The organism is Streptomyces sp. NPDC048196, from assembly GCF_040652715.1.
In the GTDB taxonomy this organism is placed as follows: domain Bacteria; phylum Actinomycetota; class Actinomycetes; order Streptomycetales; family Streptomycetaceae; genus Streptomyces; species Streptomyces siderophoricus.
The window spans coordinates 94,746-110,799 of record NZ_JBEZMM010000017.1; the positions used below are offsets into that span (position 1 = coordinate 94,746).

Here is a 16,054-nt window from a genome sequence, read left to right on the forward strand (position 1 = left end):
CGGACCACCCGTCAGACGAACACGACGCAGGAGGCCGCCGGCGCCTCGATCGCGCCGCCCCGCTCCGGAACCCCGCTCTCCGGGTCGACGGTGAACCAGGTGACGTCGCCGGAGCGCTCGTTGGCCACGTAGAGGTGCCGGCCGTCGGGGTGCAGGGCCAGGGCGCGCGGCCAGTGGCCGCCGCAGGGCACGGTGGTGACCAGGGTCGCCGCGCCGCCCGACGGGTCGAGGGCGAGCACGGAGAGGCTGTCGTGGCCCCGGTTGGCGGCCCAGGCGAACCGTCCGTCCGGAGAGACGACCAGTCCGGAGGGGTACGTTCCGGCCGCCGCCACCCCGTCCGGCAGCAGCCGGCACTCCCCCAGCGGCGTCAGGGCCCCGCGCGCCCCGTCCCACCGGCAGACCGTCACCGCGGGGTCGAGTTCGTGGATGACGTAGACGTGGTGGCCGTGGGGGTGGAAGGCCAGGTGGCGCGGGCCGCTGCCGGGCCGGAGCGGCACCTCGTCGTGCACGGCCGGCGCCCCGCCGGCCGGGTCGGCGAACGCGCAGATCCGCACGGAGTCGGTGCCCAGATCGACGCTGAGCAGCCACCGCCCGTCCGGCGCGGAGGCGACGGCATGGGCGTGCGGCGCCTCCTGGCGGTCGGCCTGCGGTCCGCTGCCCTCATGGGCGAGCACTCCGGTATTTGCGCCGAGCGAACCGTCCTCTCCCACCGGGAGCGTACTCACGCTGCCGGAGCTGTAGTTGGCGGTGACCAGACGGCCCTCCACCAGGGTGAGATGGGTCGGATCGGCGCCGCCGACGGGGACGGCGGGGCCGATCAGTTCGGGCCCGCCGGGCGTGAGGAGGAAGGCGGCCGCGGCCCCGTCGGCGGTCTCGCTGACCGCGTACAGCCGCCGGCCACCGGGGTCCGGCACCAGGTAGGAGGGGTTCGGGACGGCGTCGGTGGAATGCAGCACGGTGAGCGCCCCCGTCTCCGGGTCGACCGCCGCGGTGGTGATCCCGCGTCCGCCGTTCGCGGTGAACGACCCGATGTACGCCCGCCGCCCCGGCAGCGCCCCCTCCGCCTCGGCACCCACTTCGTTCGCCGCCCCGCCCATCACCGCTCCGCCCTTCGCCCACCGGCCCGTTCGCACCGGGACGCTTCCCGCACCCGGCGTACGTATCCCTTACCGCGGGACACGGCGGACACGCCAGTACGGACGCCACCGGTGTCGGAGCCGCTGGTACGGACGACCGGTACGGGCGCCGGCTGTACGCACAACCGGTACGAACACCGCCGGTACGGACGTCGCCGGTACGGGACGGTCAGGCGCCGGCGAGCGGGGAGGGCCGGGTGCTGCGCAACGGAGCGGCCAGGTCGGACAGGGCGCGTTCCAGGCCGTGGAGGTGGGCGAGTGCGGGCTCGGGTGCCGCGGACTCGTGGGCCGTCCCGGTCTCGGTGGCGGCGCGGGCCCGGCCCGGTGTGGTGAGGGCCTCCACGGCGGCCTCCACCCGCCAGCACGCGGCGGCCAGCCGGTCGTCGTGCGAGGCCTCCGGGTCCGCGGCGATCGAGGCGAGCCCACGGACCTCCCGGGCGCAGTCGTCGAGCAGCGCCAGCACCCGGCGCGCCTTCTCCTTGCGGCCGCGCAGCGGGCTCAGCGGGTGTACGAGCGGGGCGAGGGAGAGCCGGACCCGGCCGAGCAGCAGTTCCAGTTCGGCGATCCGCGGGGTGGGATCGGCGGTCTCCGAACCGGCGAGCCGGGCGGCGGCCTCGGTGGCGCAGGCGTGCACACAGCGCAGGGCGCGCTCGATCCAGGCGTCCGTGGTGGCGTGCGTGGTCACCGGCAGGACGAGCAGGACGGCCAGTACCGCGCCGAGCGCGCCGACGCCGGTCTCGGTGAGGCGGAGGGCCAGCAGGTCCGGGTTCAGGACGCCGAGGATTCCGTAGAGCAGGCCGGCCATCACCGTCACCGCGAACATCATCCAGGTGTACGAGACCGGGGCGGTGTAGAAGATCCCGAAGACGCAGAGGGCGATCAGGGCCGCCGAGGGGACGGCGGCGCCGTGCAGCGGGATGGCCACGACCGTTCCGGCGGCGATGCCGAGGACGGTGCCGAGGACCCGGCGGAAGCCGCGGACCAGGGTCTCGCCCCGGGAGGCGGTGTTCACGAAGATCCACCACGTGGCGCCGACGGCCCAGTACCAGCGCTGGTCGGAGAGCAGTTGGCCCGCCAGGAGGGCGAAACCGCCGCCGAGCGTCGCCTGGATCGCCTGGCGGGTGGTCGTACGGGCCAGTCCCGTCCCGGACGGCGGTGCGGGCGCGGCGGCCGGCGGCAGCTTCCGCTCGTAGCACCAGAGCCCGAACCGGACGGCCGAGGACGTCGCGATCGACAGGGCGACGGCGCCGTAGAGCTCGACGAGCTGGCCGGGCACCGTGTGCAGGAACTGCGTCGCGAAGAACATCATGAACGCGAACACCCCGAGGGCGTGGCCGCGCGGGCCCCAGCGGCGGGCGTAGACGCCCAGGCCCATGATCGCGAGGAAGGCCGCGTCCCGGGCCGGCGGGAGGTCGTGCAGCCCCGCGGCGACCGCGAGCACGGGGAAGCCGACGGCGGGCAGCAGGAGGGTGGTGACGGCCTGGCCGCGGACCGTGGCGTCGGTGACGGTGAAGAGGGCCAGCAGGGCGGCGAGCCCGCCGGTGACGGCGGCGACCAGGGAATGCCCGGCCAGGCCGCAGACGGCGACCGCCAGGCCGATGCCGAGGACGGCCCGGACGGCGCTGCGCAGCCGCAGCCACCCCGGGTCCGGAGCCACGAACACCCTCTTCAGCACTGCTTCCCCACCCTTCGACGGTCCGGCATGACAAAGGCGCCGCGGAATCCGCAGCGCCATCGACCGCACCATCAGAACATCTCTCCGGCGAATGGCTCAACAGACGCCGAAATCGCTGTGCCATTGGCCCAGACGGTGGCGGTCATTCCGGTTCGGAGGAGGTCCAATGGCCGGGCCGTGCGGGGCAGCGCACGGGGTGTCCGCGCTGGCCGGTGCCCTGCCGGGGCGGGGCGGCGGCCCGGCTGCCGGTTCGCCCCGGCGGCCCGGATGCTGGGCCATTGGTACATTCACCGGCAGAGTCCGCCGACCGTGAGGAGGCCGTGCACCGTGCCCGTGGACGCCTTGGACGCCAAGATCCTCCGGTTGCTGCTGGAGCAGCCGCGCACCAGCGTGCGGGAGTACGCCCGGCTGCTCGGCGTGGCCCGCGGCACCGTGCAGGCGCGGCTCGACCGGCTGGAGCGGGACGGGGTGATCACGGCGTACGGGCCGCGGCTGTCGCCCGCCGCGCTCGGCCATCCGCTGCTCGCCTTCGTGCACATCGAGGTCACCCAGGGCCATCTGGAGGAGGTGGCCGACGCCCTCGCGGAGGTGCCGCAGATCATCGAGGCGTTCTCGACGACCGGCGGCGGCGATCTGCTGACCCGGGTGGTGGCGCGGGACGCGGCGCATCTGGAGGACGTGATCCAGCGGCTGATCAGCCTGCCGGGGGTGGTCCGTACGCGGACCGAGATGGCGCTGCGCGAGCGGGTGCCGCACCGGATGCTGCCGTTGGTCGAGGACGTGGGCGGGACCGCGCGGCGGCGGTGAACCGGGACGGCGATGACCCGGTTCGGCGGTCAGCCGGTTCGCCGGTCAGCCGTTTCGGCAGTGAACCGGTTCGGCAGTGAGCCCGGTCGGCGGTTCGGCGGTCGGCGTTCCGGGCGGGGCGTCTTGGCATGCTGGTGGGCATGAGCTCCTCCCCCGCCTCCCCGGTCACGCCCACCCCGGTGATCTTCGATCTCGACGGCACGCTGGTGGACAGTGAGCCGAACTACTACGAGGCGGGTCGGCGGCTGCTGGCCGGCTACGACGTGCCGGACTACAGCTGGGAGCAGCACGCCCGCTTCATCGGCATCGGGACGCGGGAGACGCTGGAGATCCTCGGCGCGGAGTTCGGGATCGACGCGCCCGTGGACGAGCTCCTCGCGGGCCAGAACCGGCTCTATCTGGAGCTGGCGCGGGCACACACCGAGGTCTTTCCGGAGATGCTCCGCCTGGTCCGGCGGCTGTCCGCGGCCGGGCATCCGATGGCGGTGGCGTCCGGCTCCTCGCGGGCCGCGATCGAGGTGGTGCTGGCGGGGACGGGGCTCGACGGGCTGCTGCCGACCGTCGTGTCGGCGGAGGAGGTGGCGCGCGGCAAGCCGGAACCCGATGTGTTCCTGGAGGCGGCGCGCCGGCTGGGGGTCGCGCCCGCGGACTGTGTGGTGCTGGAGGACGCGGCGCCCGGTGCGCTCGCGGCCGCCCGGGCCGGGATGCGGTGCATCGCGGTCCCGTACGTGCCCGGCACGGCCGACGACCCGGGCTTCGCGGGCGCCGGGCTGCTGTTCCGGGGCGGCCGGCGGGACTTCACCGCCCGGGCCGCGTACGAGTGGCTGGGGCGGGCGGCGGGGCAGCCGGTGGGAGAGGCCGCGCGGCCGTCCTGACGGTCCGCCGGACGGCCACGCTCCGGGCCGAGGCGCGGAGCATGGCCGTCCCGCTCAACCGGCCTGCGACGGGGTCACTCCAGGCCGAGCGACTCGCAGGCGGAGGCCAGGTCGTCGGCGCAGAGCAGATCGACACGGACCACTCCGTCGCGGACGACGGTGTCCTTCAGATTCTTCCGGTCGACGAGCTGCGCCTTGAACAGTCGGGCCGGGATGCCCGCCTTGCTGCTGCTGGTCACGACGGTGGAGGTCAGCGAGCTGATCTTCTTGCCACGGAGCAGCCGGAAGGCGATTTCTGCGGCCGTTTCGGCTTCCGGCCGGACTTCCTTGTAAATGGTGAAGGACTGGGTGCCGGCGAGCACGCGCTGGAGGGCGGGGAGTTCGGCGTCCTGGCCGCCGACCGGAATGTTCTTGAGGCCCGCCGACTTGAGTGCCTCGGCGATACCGCCGGCCATACCGTCGTTGGCGGAGTAGACCGCGTCGAATCCCTGCGCACCGCGCGCCTTGATGACGTCGGACATCTTCTTCTTGGCGGTCACCGCGGACCAGTCCGGGATGTCCTTCTCATAAACGATCTTGTGGATCTTGTCGTCGAGGACGTCATGCGCGCCCTTCTTGTAGGCCGGCGCATTCGGGTCGGTCGGCGAACCGTTCATCATGACGATGTCGGAGTTGGCCGCCTGCGATCCGAGAGCGTCGAGAATGCCCTGCCCCTGGAGCCGGCCGATCTTCTCGTTGTCGTAGGACACGTACGCCGCGACGTCACCCTCGGCGAGCCGGTCGTAGGCGATGACCTTGACGCCCTTCTTGGCGGCCGCGTCCACCCAGCTCTTGGCCGCCTGGGAGTCGACCGGGTCAAGGATGATGACCTTGACACCCTTCTTCACCAGGGCGTCGAACTGCCTTTTCTGGGTGCTGACTTGCTGCTCGGCGTTGCTGTAATCCACTTTGCATTCGAGGCAGAGGGAGGCCACCCGCGACGTAATGATGCGGCGGTCGAACTTCTCGTACCGGTCCGCCTTGTTCTCCGGGAGGAGCAGACCGATGGAGTCCTTGCCGGCACCCGCGTCCTGGTGATCTTGGCCGCAGGCCGCCAATGGCGCCGCAAGAGAAAGCGCCATTGCGCCGGTGAGCGCACGCCGCATTATTGCATTCATTTTTTCGGTACCTCCCACTGGGGCCGCCTGACCCGGCCCAGAACGGCTGAAGTGAACGCCACCACCTGCCCGATCGTCAAGAATCGAAGCAATAACGATGCGAAAGCGGAGTGCGCATTGAGGCTCCGAAGGAAGCAGGAGTCCGGATACGCGGAGTGAACACTCCACCCCTATCGGACCGCCAGAACTTCAACCGACCTGCGTCGGGCCGGAGTTACCTGATCACCCTGAGCGAGCATCAACTTCGCTGTTGTGTACATCGAGGCGGCGACTCATCCCCTTTTTCCCGCGGACCGCACATGGCGAGCTATCGGCGCAAAAGGTCCGTTTAGCGAGAGACACGCTTTCCTGGCAGCTTTCGCTCCTTGCTTCCCCTATTTCTGGGTGGTCGACTTTCACGCCGAAAGCGGCGGCCCACCCGATAGGCGGTCAGTGGCCGATGGTGCGTGCGATGTCCAGGGTGAGCCGCTGCCACGGGTCGCGGGGGTCGCGTCCGGTGAGGTCCCCGATGCGGCGCAGGCGGTAGCGCAACGACTGCGGGTGGAGGCCCAGCGTGCGGGCGGCGGCATTCGCGGAGCCGGTGTCGAGGTAGGCGGTGAGCGCGTCCAGGAGGTGCCGCCGCCCGGGGTGCAGAAGCGGATCGAGCACCAACCGGGCGATCTGGTCGGGCGTGGTGGCGGGGCGGCCGGCGAGGAGCGCGAGGACCTGGGCGTCCCCGTCGGTGAGGAGGCGGGCGGGGTGGTGGGCGTGCGCGGGGGCGGTGTCCAGGGCGTCGGCGGCGAGGCGGTGGGCCACCGCGATCCGCTCCAGGCTCTCCCCGGATATCGCGCAGCCGCGCAGCGCCCGCGCAAGCAGCGCCGCGGGCACGGCCGCTTCGGCGCCGGCCGGGAGCAGCAGGACGAGGCGGGATCCCCGGACCGTCGCCAGCGCGGTGACGTCGGACGGCCCCGCACCCGCATGACCGGTCAGGGCCGCGAGCAGCTCGTCCGCCGGCTCCCCCGGAACGGCCGGCCCGGTGTCCACACCGGCCGGCGACAACGGCGCGGAGGCCCGGCCCGGCCGGCCCTGTTGGCCCGGTTGGAGCGGTTCGGCCGCCTCGGCCGGTTCCGCCGGTTCCGCCGGTTCCGCCGGTTCGGCCCGTTCGGCCCGTTCGGCCACCAGCAGGCAGTACGGCTCCGGGAGTTGGACGCCCAAGCGGGTGGCGCGACCGGTCAGGGCGCCGATGGAGGCGTGCCGCCCGGCGATCAAATCGTCGAGGAGCAGCCGCAGCGCCCGGTCGCGGTCCCCCGCGAGGTCCTCGTTCGCGGCCGCATAGGTCCCCGCCATCTCTTCGGCCAGGGTGTCCAGCGCGGTCAGCAGCATCCGGGTGAGGGCGAAGGCGTCCTCGGCGGTGGGCCGGGGCGTGCAGAGGGCGATCTCGTCCGCGATGACGGTCGCCGCGACCCGGTAGGCCCGCAGGACGGCCTGTACGGGGCGGCCGTCGGCGGCCCGGGCCGCCGCGATACCGCGGAACCGGCGCAGATCGGCCGGCTCCATCGCGCCGTCCGTTGCCCACAGGTGCAGCAGCCGGTCCAGCGCCCAGCCGGCGATCGCCCGCACCTCCGACAGCCGGCGGCCGTCGAGCGCCGCGTACGCCGGGACCTGCGCGTGCACCGCGTCCACGATGGCGTCGACGACACGGGGAGTGGCGGTCAGCTCCAGCCGGATCCGCTCGCGGTCGTTCATCACAGGGTGATAGTCGCAGCGGAAGAATGTGCGCACCACCGTGGACGGATCTTGTCACTGTCGCCAGGATCGCGGGGACGGCCCGACGGACCGGCGGTCGCGACCCACGCGCGGTCGCCCCCGATCCGCGGGCCCCAGGGAGACGCGAGAAGCGCACGAGAGGCGGGACGGCCGGATGGCGAAGCACTGGGCGGACTTCCAGTACGAGATCTACCTCAACGGCATGACGGGCGCGGTACCCGGGCTGCCGACCGATCTGACCCGGCTGGAGGAGCTCGCCGAACACCGCCTGGGCCCCGGCCCGGTCGGCTACGTGGCGGGCAGTGCGGGCAGCGGCAGCACCGCGGCCGCCAACCGGGCCGCCCTCGACCGCCGGCGGATCGTCCCGCGGATGCTCCGCGACGTGCACGAACGCGACCTGACCGTGGAGGTGTTGGGCCGCCGGCTGCCGGCGCCGATGGCGCTCGCCCCGGTCGGGGTGCTGTCGATCCTGCATCCGGACGCCGAGTCCGCCGCCGCCCGGGCCGCCGCGGCGCACGGCGTCCCGTACATCCTCTCCTCCGCCTCCAGCACCCCCATGGAGCAGGTCGCCGAGGCGATGGGCGACGGGGAACGGTGGTTCCAGCTGTACTGGGCGAAGGACCGCGAGGTCACCCGGAGCTTTCTGCAACGGGCGAAAGCGGCGGGTTTCACCGCGCTGTTCGTCACCCTCGACACCCCGCTCCTCGCCTGGCGGCCGCGCGACCTCGACCAGGCGTACCTGCCGTTCCTGCACGGGGTGGGCACCGCCAACTACTTCTCCGACCCCGCGTTCCGGGCCGGGCTCGCCAAGCCGGTCCACGAGGACCCGAACGCGGCCGTGATGCATTTCGTCGGGATGTTCGCCGACCCCGCCAAGACCTGGCCCGACCTGGCGTTCCTGCGGGAGAACTGGGACGGCCCGATCGTGCTCAAGGGAATCCTGCACCCGGACGACGCGCTGCGGGCGGCCGACGCCGGCGTGGACGGCGTGGTCGTCTCGAACCACGGCGGCCGTCAGGTGGCGGGCTCGGTCGCCGCCGCGGACGCGTTGCCCCGCGTCGTCGAGGCGGCCGGCGACCGGCTCACCGTGCTCTTCGACAGCGGTGTCCGCACCGGCGACGACATCGTCAAGGCGCTGGCGCTCGGCGCGGAATCGGTGCTGGTCGGACGCCCGTACGCCTACGGTCTCGGCCTCGACGGCCAGGCCGGCGTCGAGCACGTGATCCGCTGTCTGCTCGCCGAGTTCGACCTCACCCTCGCCCTGTCCGGGCACGCCCGCCCCGGCACGCTGACCGCCGACGACCTCACCACGGCGTCCGCGTAGCCGCCGCGTCCACGCAACCGTCGCGCCCACGCAACCGTCGCGTCCGGTGCGCCCCGCGCCGACTCCCCCACCCCACCTTCCGCATGACCACGCATGACCACCACATGACCACCGCATGACCACCGCGGCGCACACCGCGCCCGACACCGAGAGGCCCACCATGAAGAACGTCCTCGCCGTCGTCTCCCCGCACGTGGGCGGCCGCGCCGCCGGCGCCGCGCTGGCCGGCGTCTTTCCCGGCCAGGCCCGGGTCACCGTCGTCGAGAGCACCGACGAGGACCCCGCGGCGCTGGCCGCGGCGCACGTCATCATCACCGGCCTCGGCCCCGTGACCGCCGAACACCTCGCCGCCGCACCGGAGTTGGAGCTGGTCCAGTGCGCCAGCCACGGCTTCGACTACGTCGATCTGGCCGCCGCCCGCGAGCAGCGCGTCCCGGTCTGCAACATCGGCTCCAGCGGCGCCGAGAAGCAGAACGTGGCCGAGCAGACCTTCGCCCTGATGCTCGCGCTCGCCAAGCGGCTGGTCCCCGCCCACACGGCGCTGACCGAGGCGGACTGGGCACTGCCGCGTCTGCAGCAGTCGATCACCGAGCTGTCCGGGAAGACCCTCGGCATCATCGGCCTGGGCCACATCGGCGTGGAGGTGGCGCGGCGCGCCGTCGCGTTCGACATGAGCATCGTCTACGCCGGGCCGCGTCCGGTCGACCCGGAAACCGCCGCCCGGCTCGGCGGGGCCCGCCATGTGGACCTGGACGAGCTGCTCCGCACGTCGGACTACGTGAGCCTGCACGCCCCGCTCACCGAGGCGACCCGGCACCTCCTGGACGCCGAGCGGCTGGCCCTGCTCAAGCCGACCGCCTTCGTCATCAACACCGCACGCGGCGCCCTGATCGACCAGGAAGCCCTCGCGGACGCGCTGGCCGCCGGGACCCTGGCCGGCGCCGGCATCGACGTCTTCGACCCGGAACCGCCCACCGCGGCCCTCCGGCTCCTCAAGGCCCCGAACGTCGTCCTCTCCCCCCACGTCGCGGGCGTCACCCGCGAAACACTGGTCCGCATCGCCCTGGCGGCCGTCCACAACGTCCTCACCCACCTGGAGGGCAACGCCCTGCGCGACATAGTCGGCTAGTCGCTGCGCTTTGCGGTGCCGCCCACGTACCCGTCTGCTGCGCCGCGGGGCGCCGCGCTTTACGGCGCCGCCCACGTACCCGTCTGTCCCGTCGCGGGTCGTCTCGCCGTTGCGCTTTGCGGCGCCCCCGCACGTACCCGTCTGCTGCGCCGCGGGGCTCGCTCACCGTTGCGCTTTGCGGCGCCGCGTACGTGGCTGTCTGCCGCGGCGCGGGTGGTCTCGCCGTTGCGCCTGCGGCGGGCTGGGTGGGTGTCGGGTGCGGTGACGGGCCTCCGGGGCCGGTGTTTGGGACTGCTGTCGCTTTACGTCCCAAACACCGGCCCCTCCGGCCCGTCCCCTCCCGTTGGGGATGGGAAGAAGGTGGGTGGGGGTGGGCGTTGGGGATACAAGGGGCTCTTGGGACCCGTAGGGGTGGGTCGAACAGATCCCGTAAGGGTCACGAAGGCCCCCTGCGGGGCCACAACCGGACACGCGGGCGGAGCTATTCCCGCTGACCGGCGACGTCAGGTGTACGCGATACGACGCGCGCCCCCACTTGCCCGCACACTCCCCCAACGGGAGGGGACGGGCCGGAGGGGCCTTGTTCGTGGACGTAAAGCGACAGCAGTCCACGAACAAGGCCCCGGAGGTCCGTCACCGCACCCACCACAAACCCAGCCCGCCGCAGGCGCAACGGCGAACAAGCCCGACGGCGGGACGGACTGGTACGTGCGAGGCGCCGCAAAGCACACAACGGGAGCAGCCCCGCGGCGGGACGGACTGGTACGTGCGGGGCGCCGCCAAGCGGCAACGGCGAGCGAGACCCGCGGCGGGACAGGCGGGTACGTGGGCGGAAAGCCAAGCGCAGCGCATGGCTCGATCGGGGTGGTTCGGGCGCGGTTCGGTGGTGGGTACATCTATTTGGGCGTACGGTGATCGTGTCGGCCGTCAGCGGAGAGTGCCGGCCGGCCGCCCACGAAGGAGGAGCCGCCACGATGTGCGGAATCACCGGATGGATCGCCTACGACAACGACCTCACCACCCAGCGCCCCACCGTCGAAGCGATGACAGAGACCATGGCCTGCCGCGGCCCGGACGCCGCCGGGATCTGGCTCGGCGCTCACGCCGCCCTGGGCCACCGCCGGCTCGCCGTCATCGACATCGACGGCGGTAAGCAGCCCATGCCCGTCGACCACGACGGCCGTACCGTGCTCGTCACGACGTACAGCGGCGAGGTCTACAACTACCGCGAACTGCGTGCCGAACTGGAGCGGGCGGGTCACTCCTTCCGCACCAGCAGCGACACCGAAGTGGTGCTGCACGCCTACCTCGAATGGGGCGAGGCGTTCGCCGACCGCCTCAACGGCATGTACGCGTTCGCGCTCTGGGACCCGCGCACCGAGGAACTGCTGCTGGTCCGCGACCGGATGGGCATCAAGCCGCTCTACTACCACCCCACCCCCGACGGCGTGCTGTTCGGCTCCGAGCCCAAGGCGATCCTGGCCCACCCCGACGTCCGGCCCGTCGTCGACGCCGAGGGCCTCGCCGAGCTGATCACCTTCACCAAGACGCCCGGCCACGCCGTCTACAAGGGCATGCACGAGGTCCGCCCCGGCCACCTCGTCCGGGTCCGCCGGGGCGGCCTGACCGTCCGCCGCTACTGGGCCCTCGAAGCCCGCGAGCACACCGACGACCGGGCCACCACCGTCGCGCACATCCGCGCCCTGCTCGACGACATCGTCACCCGTCAGCTGATCGCCGACGTACCGTTGTGCACCCTGCTCTCCGGCGGACTGGACTCCTCCGCCATCACCGCGCTCTCCGCAAAAGCGCTGGCGGAAGCCGGCCGCGGCCCGGTGCGCTCGTTCGCCGTCGACTTCACCGGCTACACCGAGAACTTCCGGCCCGACGATCTGCGCGGCACCCCCGACGGGCCGTACGCGCACGCCCTCGCCGCGCACGTCGGGTCCGACCACCACGACATCGTCCTGGACACCGCCGCCCTGATGGACCCCGGCCACCGCGCCGCGGTGCTCGCCGCCCGCGACCTGCCCAACGGCTTCGGCGACGGCGACACCTCGCTCTACCTGCTGTTCAAGGCCGTCCGCGAACAGTCCACGGTCGCCCTGTCCGGCGAGTCCGCGGACGAGGTCTTCGGCGGCTACCGCTGGTTCCACGACCCCGCGGCCGTGCACGCCGACACCTTCCCCTGGATCGCCGCGGGCCTCTCCGGCCGTTTCGCCGGCGGCACCGCGGTCCGCGAGGCGCTGCTCGACGCCGGACTGCTCGCCAAGCTCGACCTGCCCGGCTACGAGAACCGCCGCTACCGCGAGGCGCTCGCCGAAGTGCCGTACCTCGACGGCGACACCGGCCACCAGCGCCGGATGCGCGAGATCAGCTACCTCCACCTCACCCGCTTCGTGCAGATCCTCCTCGACCGCAAGGACCGCGCCAGTATGGCCGTCGGCCTGGAGGTCCGGGTTCCGTTCTGCGACCACCGTCTCGTCGACTACGTGTTCAACACCCCCTGGTCGCTGAAGACCTTCGACGGCCGGGAGAAGTCGCTGCTGCGCGCCGCCACCCGCGACGTCCTGCCCGACGTGGTCGCCGACCGCGTCAAGAGCCCGTACCCCAGCACCCAGGACCCCCGCTACGGCGAGGCGCTGCGCGCCGAACTGAGAGCGCTGGCCGCCGACCACGACGCCCCCGTCCGGCCGTTCCTGGACCCCGGCACGCTCGCCGAGGTCACCGCCGACGGCGCGACCCAGGACATCCGCCCCGGCGCCGAACTGGCCCTCGGCATGAACGCCTGGCTGCGGACCACGGGCACCACCCTGGAGGTCTAGCGAGCCCCGGGGAGCCCGCCCCTACGGGCTTCCCGTCCGCACCGCCCCTGCCGTGCTCCCGGCAGGCCGGGCGCTCCTGGCGCACAATGGGTGCCACAAACACATCACGGCACCACCAGGAGCGCCCCCGTGTCCCCCCAGACCGTGAGCATCACCATCGACCAGGCCTCGGCCGTCGCGCCCTTCGAGCAGGTACGCACCCAGATCGCGGACCAGGCCCGGGAGGGCGCGCTGCCGGTCGGCTACAAGCTCCCCACCGTCCGCGGCCTCGCCGAGGACCTCGGCCTGGCCGCCAACACCGTCGCCAAGGCGTACCGCGCCCTGGAGACCGACGGCGTGATCGAGACCCGCGGCCGCAACGGCAGCTTCATCGCGGCGGCCGGCGACGCCGCGGACAAGGAGGCCGCCGCGGCCGCCGAGAGCTACGCCCGGCGCGTCCAGCGCCTCGGCCTGGACCGGCGCGCCGCCCGCACCGCCGTCGAGGACGCCCTGCGCGCCACGTATGGAGCCGAGGACTGACGGGCACGACCACGGGGGCCCGAACACACCCGGCCCCCTACGGCACTCCCCACCGCGCCTCCCGAAAGGACCGCCACCCCATGACCGGCAAACAGGCCCTCGTCCGCCGCCCCGGCCCGCGCCTCGCCGAGGGTCTGGTCACCCACATCGCCCGGCGCCCGGTCGACCCCGCACTCGCCCTGCGCCAGTGGGAGGGCTACGTCCAGGCCCTGCGGGACCACGGCTGGCGGACCACCGAGGTGGCCCCCGCCGATGACTGCCCCGACGCGGTGTTCGTCGAGGACACCATGGTCATGTTCCGCAACGTCGCACTGCTCGCCCGCCCCGGTGCCGACACCCGCAGGCCCGAGATTGCGGCCGCCCGGGAGGCCGTCGAGGCGCTCGGCTGCTCCGTCAACGCGATCCGGTCGCCCGGCACCCTGGACGGCGGCGACGTCCTGAAGATCGGGGACACGGTCTACGTGGGCCGCGGCGGCCGCACCAACGCCGAAGGGGTGCGCCAACTCCGCGCGGCCTTCGAGCCGTTGGGCGCCCGCGTGATCGCCGTACCGGTCATCCGGGTGCTGCACCTCAAGTCCGCGGTGACGGCACTCCCCGACGGCACCGTCATCGGCCACCCGCCGCTGGTCGACGACCCGGCCGCCTTCCCGCGCTTCCTGCCCGTCCCGGAGGAGGCCGGCGCGCATGTCGTCCACCTCGGCGGCGACGCCCTCCTGATGTCCGCCGGCGCCCCGGGCTCCGCCGCCCTCTTCACCGACCTCGGCTACCGGCCCGTCCCCGTGGACATCTCCGAGTTCGAGAAACTGGAGGGCTGCGTCACCTGCCTCTCCGTGCGCCTGCGCGGCCTCTACGCCTGAGCCCTGCCGCGCGCCGGTCCGTCCCCGCCGCCGCACCCGGGCACCTCGCGCCTGCCGCCGCCCGCCCCCGCACCCGGCCTATCGTGACGCCATGAGCAACCTCGATACCAGACCCGCGCCGAGTCTGTGCGGGGGCACCGGCCGCACCGGCCCGGTCCGCGACCTCCAGCCGGGGAAACAGGTGCCGCTCGGCGAGAGCACCGTGGTCCGCCGGCTGCTGCCCAACCTCGGCCGGCGGATGGTCGGCGCCTGGTGCTTCGTCGACCACTACGGCCCCGACGACATCGTCGACCAGCCCGGTATGCAGGTGCCGCCGCACCCGCACATGGGCCTGCAGACCGTCAGCTGGCTGCACGCGGGCGAGGTGCTGCACCGCGACAGCGTGGGCAGCCTGCGGACCATCCGCCCGCGCGAACTCGGCCTGATGACGTCCGGCGCGGCCATCGCCCACTCCGAGGAATCCCCGAGCGGCCACGGCCCGCTGCTGCACGGCGCCCAGCTGTGGGTCGCCCTCCCCGGCGAACACCGCCACACCGCAGCGCACTTCGAGCACCACACCGACCTGCCGCGGGTCACCGGCGGCAACGGCGGCCTCACCGCCACCGTCATCCTCGGCGAACTGGACGGCGCGGCGTCCCCGGGCACCACCTACTCGCCCCTCGTCGGCGCCGACCTCACCCTCGCCGCCACCACGGACACCCGCCTCCCCCTCGACCCCGACTTCGAGTACGCGGCCCTGACCATCTCCGGCGAAACCGAGGTCGACGGCGTCCGCCTCGCCCCCGGCGCCCTCCTCTACCTCGGCTGCGGCCGCACCGACCTTCCGCTCCGCGCCCACTCCGACAGCAGCCTGCTGCTCCTGGGCGGCGTACCGTTCGAGGAGCAGATCGTGATGTGGTGGAACTTCGTCGGCCGCAGCCACGAGGAGATCGCCGAGGCCCGCACCGACTGGATGGACACCACCCGCTTCGGCACCGTCCACGGCTACGCCGGCCCCCGCCTCCCGGCCCCCGACCTGCCCCCGGTGGTCCTGAAGCCACGGGGACGGGAGCGCTGACGACCCGCGAGGTGCCCGGGGCGGGCGATCCGCCGGCGGCGCTTCCCCGCCCCGCGCCCCGGCGGCCCGCGCCCGCCGGGGTTGCCCCGCCCCGGCACGCCCCGGATAAGGTCGCGCGGTCGGAGGGGGGCGGGCGAAGCGAGGGTTCGAAGTGGTCTGGATAGGTTTGGGCGGGTTGGTCGTTGCGGTGCTCTGTGCGTACGCGGTACGGGTGGCGCACGCACGGGCGCGGGCCATGGAGAGCACCGAGACCCTGCCGGTGGCGGATCTGCGGGCGTTGCACGAGGCGGCCGCGGCAGCCGCCGGGGCCGGGCACTTCCGGTACCGCTGTGAGGTCGTGGGCCAGACCCGCCCGCACAAGGACGGGGTGCTGCGCTCCGAGCTGGAGGGCGTGGACTGCGTGTGGCACAAGCACCGGATCACGCGCAAGTACGAAGAGGTCTACCGCGACGGCAGCGGCAACCGGAGGCGCCGGACGTGTACCGATGTGCTCTCCGAGCACTCCAGCTCCACCGCGTTCTTCGTGACGGACGCGACCGGAAGCATGGTGATCCGCCCCGGGGACCACGAGGTCGTCGGCGCGGAGAAGGTGCTCGACCGGTTCGACCCGCACACCGGGGGAGGCGGCAGGCGCCTTCAGATCGGGCCGCTGAGCCTCGACCTCGGGGGCGGCGACGGGACGATCGGGTACCAGCGCGAGGAGTGGGTCGTCCGGCCCGGCAGCCGGTTCTACGTACACGGCGAGGCCGCCGACGGGGACGGCCGGCTGGCGGTCGGCGCGCCGGTCGAGGGCGGGGTCTTCGTCATGTCGGTCAAGTCCGAGGAGGAACTGCTCCGCGGCGAGAACAACAAGGTGTGGGCCTTCGGGCTGGGGGCGGGGCTCGCCGCCGTCGCGGGAACGGTGTTCCTGGTCCTGGCGATCGTTCGTTGAGCGTCCGCCCCCACCT

General features: G+C 73.2%; 13 protein-coding genes. 9 read left to right on the forward strand and 4 right to left on the reverse strand.

Features of this window, described 5'->3' with window-relative positions; all coding sequences use genetic code 11:
- Positions 1 to 11: 11 nt before the first annotated feature.
- The gene (locus AB0E02_RS19090) at positions 12 to 1,097 is read right to left on the reverse strand and encodes a lactonase family protein (RefSeq protein ID WP_362140891.1); all 1,086 of its coding nucleotides are present in this window, start codon (positions 1,095 to 1,097) and stop codon (positions 12 to 14) included.
- A gap of 208 nt (positions 1,098 to 1,305) precedes the next feature.
- Positions 1,306 to 2,811 (reverse strand): FUSC family protein, encoded by a 1,506-nt coding sequence (locus AB0E02_RS19095; protein ID WP_362140809.1) that lies wholly within the window; start codon positions 2,809 to 2,811, stop codon positions 1,306 to 1,308.
- Positions 2,812 to 3,138: 327 nt separating this feature from the next.
- On the opposite strand from AB0E02_RS19095, the gene AB0E02_RS19100 reads away from it, so the two are divergent.
- Both AB0E02_RS19100 and AB0E02_RS19105 read left to right on the forward strand, forming a co-directional pair.
- On the forward strand, positions 3,139 to 3,618 hold the full coding sequence (locus tag AB0E02_RS19100; protein WP_362140811.1) for an Lrp/AsnC family transcriptional regulator: 480 nt from the start codon (positions 3,139 to 3,141) through the stop codon (positions 3,616 to 3,618).
- A 140-nt stretch (positions 3,619 to 3,758) separates the two neighbouring features.
- Positions 3,759 to 4,493 carry an HAD family phosphatase gene (locus AB0E02_RS19105; RefSeq protein WP_362140813.1) on the forward strand — a complete coding sequence of 245 codons (735 nt, stop codon included), beginning with the start codon at positions 3,759 to 3,761 and terminating at the stop codon, positions 4,491 to 4,493.
- 74 nt (positions 4,494 to 4,567) lie between these two features.
- Here the strand turns inward: AB0E02_RS19105 and AB0E02_RS19110 are convergent, their stop codons facing one another.
- A complete protein-coding gene (locus AB0E02_RS19110) occupies positions 4,568 to 5,650 on the reverse strand; it encodes a substrate-binding domain-containing protein (RefSeq protein ID WP_362140815.1) in 1,083 nt (360 codons plus the stop codon).
- Positions 5,651 to 6,079: 429 nt separating this feature from the next.
- The gene (locus AB0E02_RS19115) at positions 6,080 to 7,375 is read right to left on the reverse strand and encodes a helix-turn-helix domain-containing protein (protein WP_362140817.1); all 1,296 of its coding nucleotides are present in this window, start codon (positions 7,373 to 7,375) and stop codon (positions 6,080 to 6,082) included.
- A gap of 175 nt (positions 7,376 to 7,550) precedes the next feature.
- Between AB0E02_RS19115 and AB0E02_RS19120 the strand changes: the two genes are divergently transcribed.
- From AB0E02_RS19120 to AB0E02_RS19150, 7 genes are all read left to right on the forward strand, one after another.
- Positions 7,551 to 8,720, forward strand: a complete 1,170-nt coding sequence (locus AB0E02_RS19120) for a lactate 2-monooxygenase (RefSeq protein ID WP_362140819.1) — start codon at positions 7,551 to 7,553, stop codon at positions 8,718 to 8,720.
- 115 nt (positions 8,721 to 8,835) lie between these two features.
- A complete protein-coding gene (locus AB0E02_RS19125) occupies positions 8,836 to 9,849 on the forward strand; it encodes an NAD(P)-dependent oxidoreductase (protein WP_362140821.1) in 1,014 nt (337 codons plus the stop codon).
- 974 nt (positions 9,850 to 10,823) lie between these two features.
- Complete coding sequence (asnB, locus tag AB0E02_RS19130) at positions 10,824 to 12,674, forward strand: asparagine synthase (glutamine-hydrolyzing) (RefSeq protein ID WP_362140823.1); 1,851 nt, start codon at positions 10,824 to 10,826, stop codon at positions 12,672 to 12,674.
- A 129-nt stretch (positions 12,675 to 12,803) separates the two neighbouring features.
- Positions 12,804 to 13,193 carry a GntR family transcriptional regulator gene (locus AB0E02_RS19135; protein WP_030812404.1) on the forward strand — a complete coding sequence of 130 codons (390 nt, stop codon included), beginning with the start codon at positions 12,804 to 12,806 and terminating at the stop codon, positions 13,191 to 13,193.
- Between the two features lie 80 nt (positions 13,194 to 13,273).
- A complete protein-coding gene (gene ddaH / locus AB0E02_RS19140; protein WP_362140825.1) occupies positions 13,274 to 14,050 on the forward strand; it encodes a dimethylargininase in 777 nt (258 codons plus the stop codon).
- A 91-nt stretch (positions 14,051 to 14,141) separates the two neighbouring features.
- On the forward strand, positions 14,142 to 15,107 hold the full coding sequence (locus AB0E02_RS19145) for a pirin family protein (RefSeq protein ID WP_362140827.1): 966 nt from the start codon (positions 14,142 to 14,144) through the stop codon (positions 15,105 to 15,107).
- Between the two features lie 235 nt (positions 15,108 to 15,342).
- Complete coding sequence (locus tag AB0E02_RS19150; RefSeq protein ID WP_362140829.1) at positions 15,343 to 16,038, forward strand: GIDE domain-containing protein; 696 nt, start codon at positions 15,343 to 15,345, stop codon at positions 16,036 to 16,038.
- Positions 16,039 to 16,054: the final 16 nt, after the last annotated feature.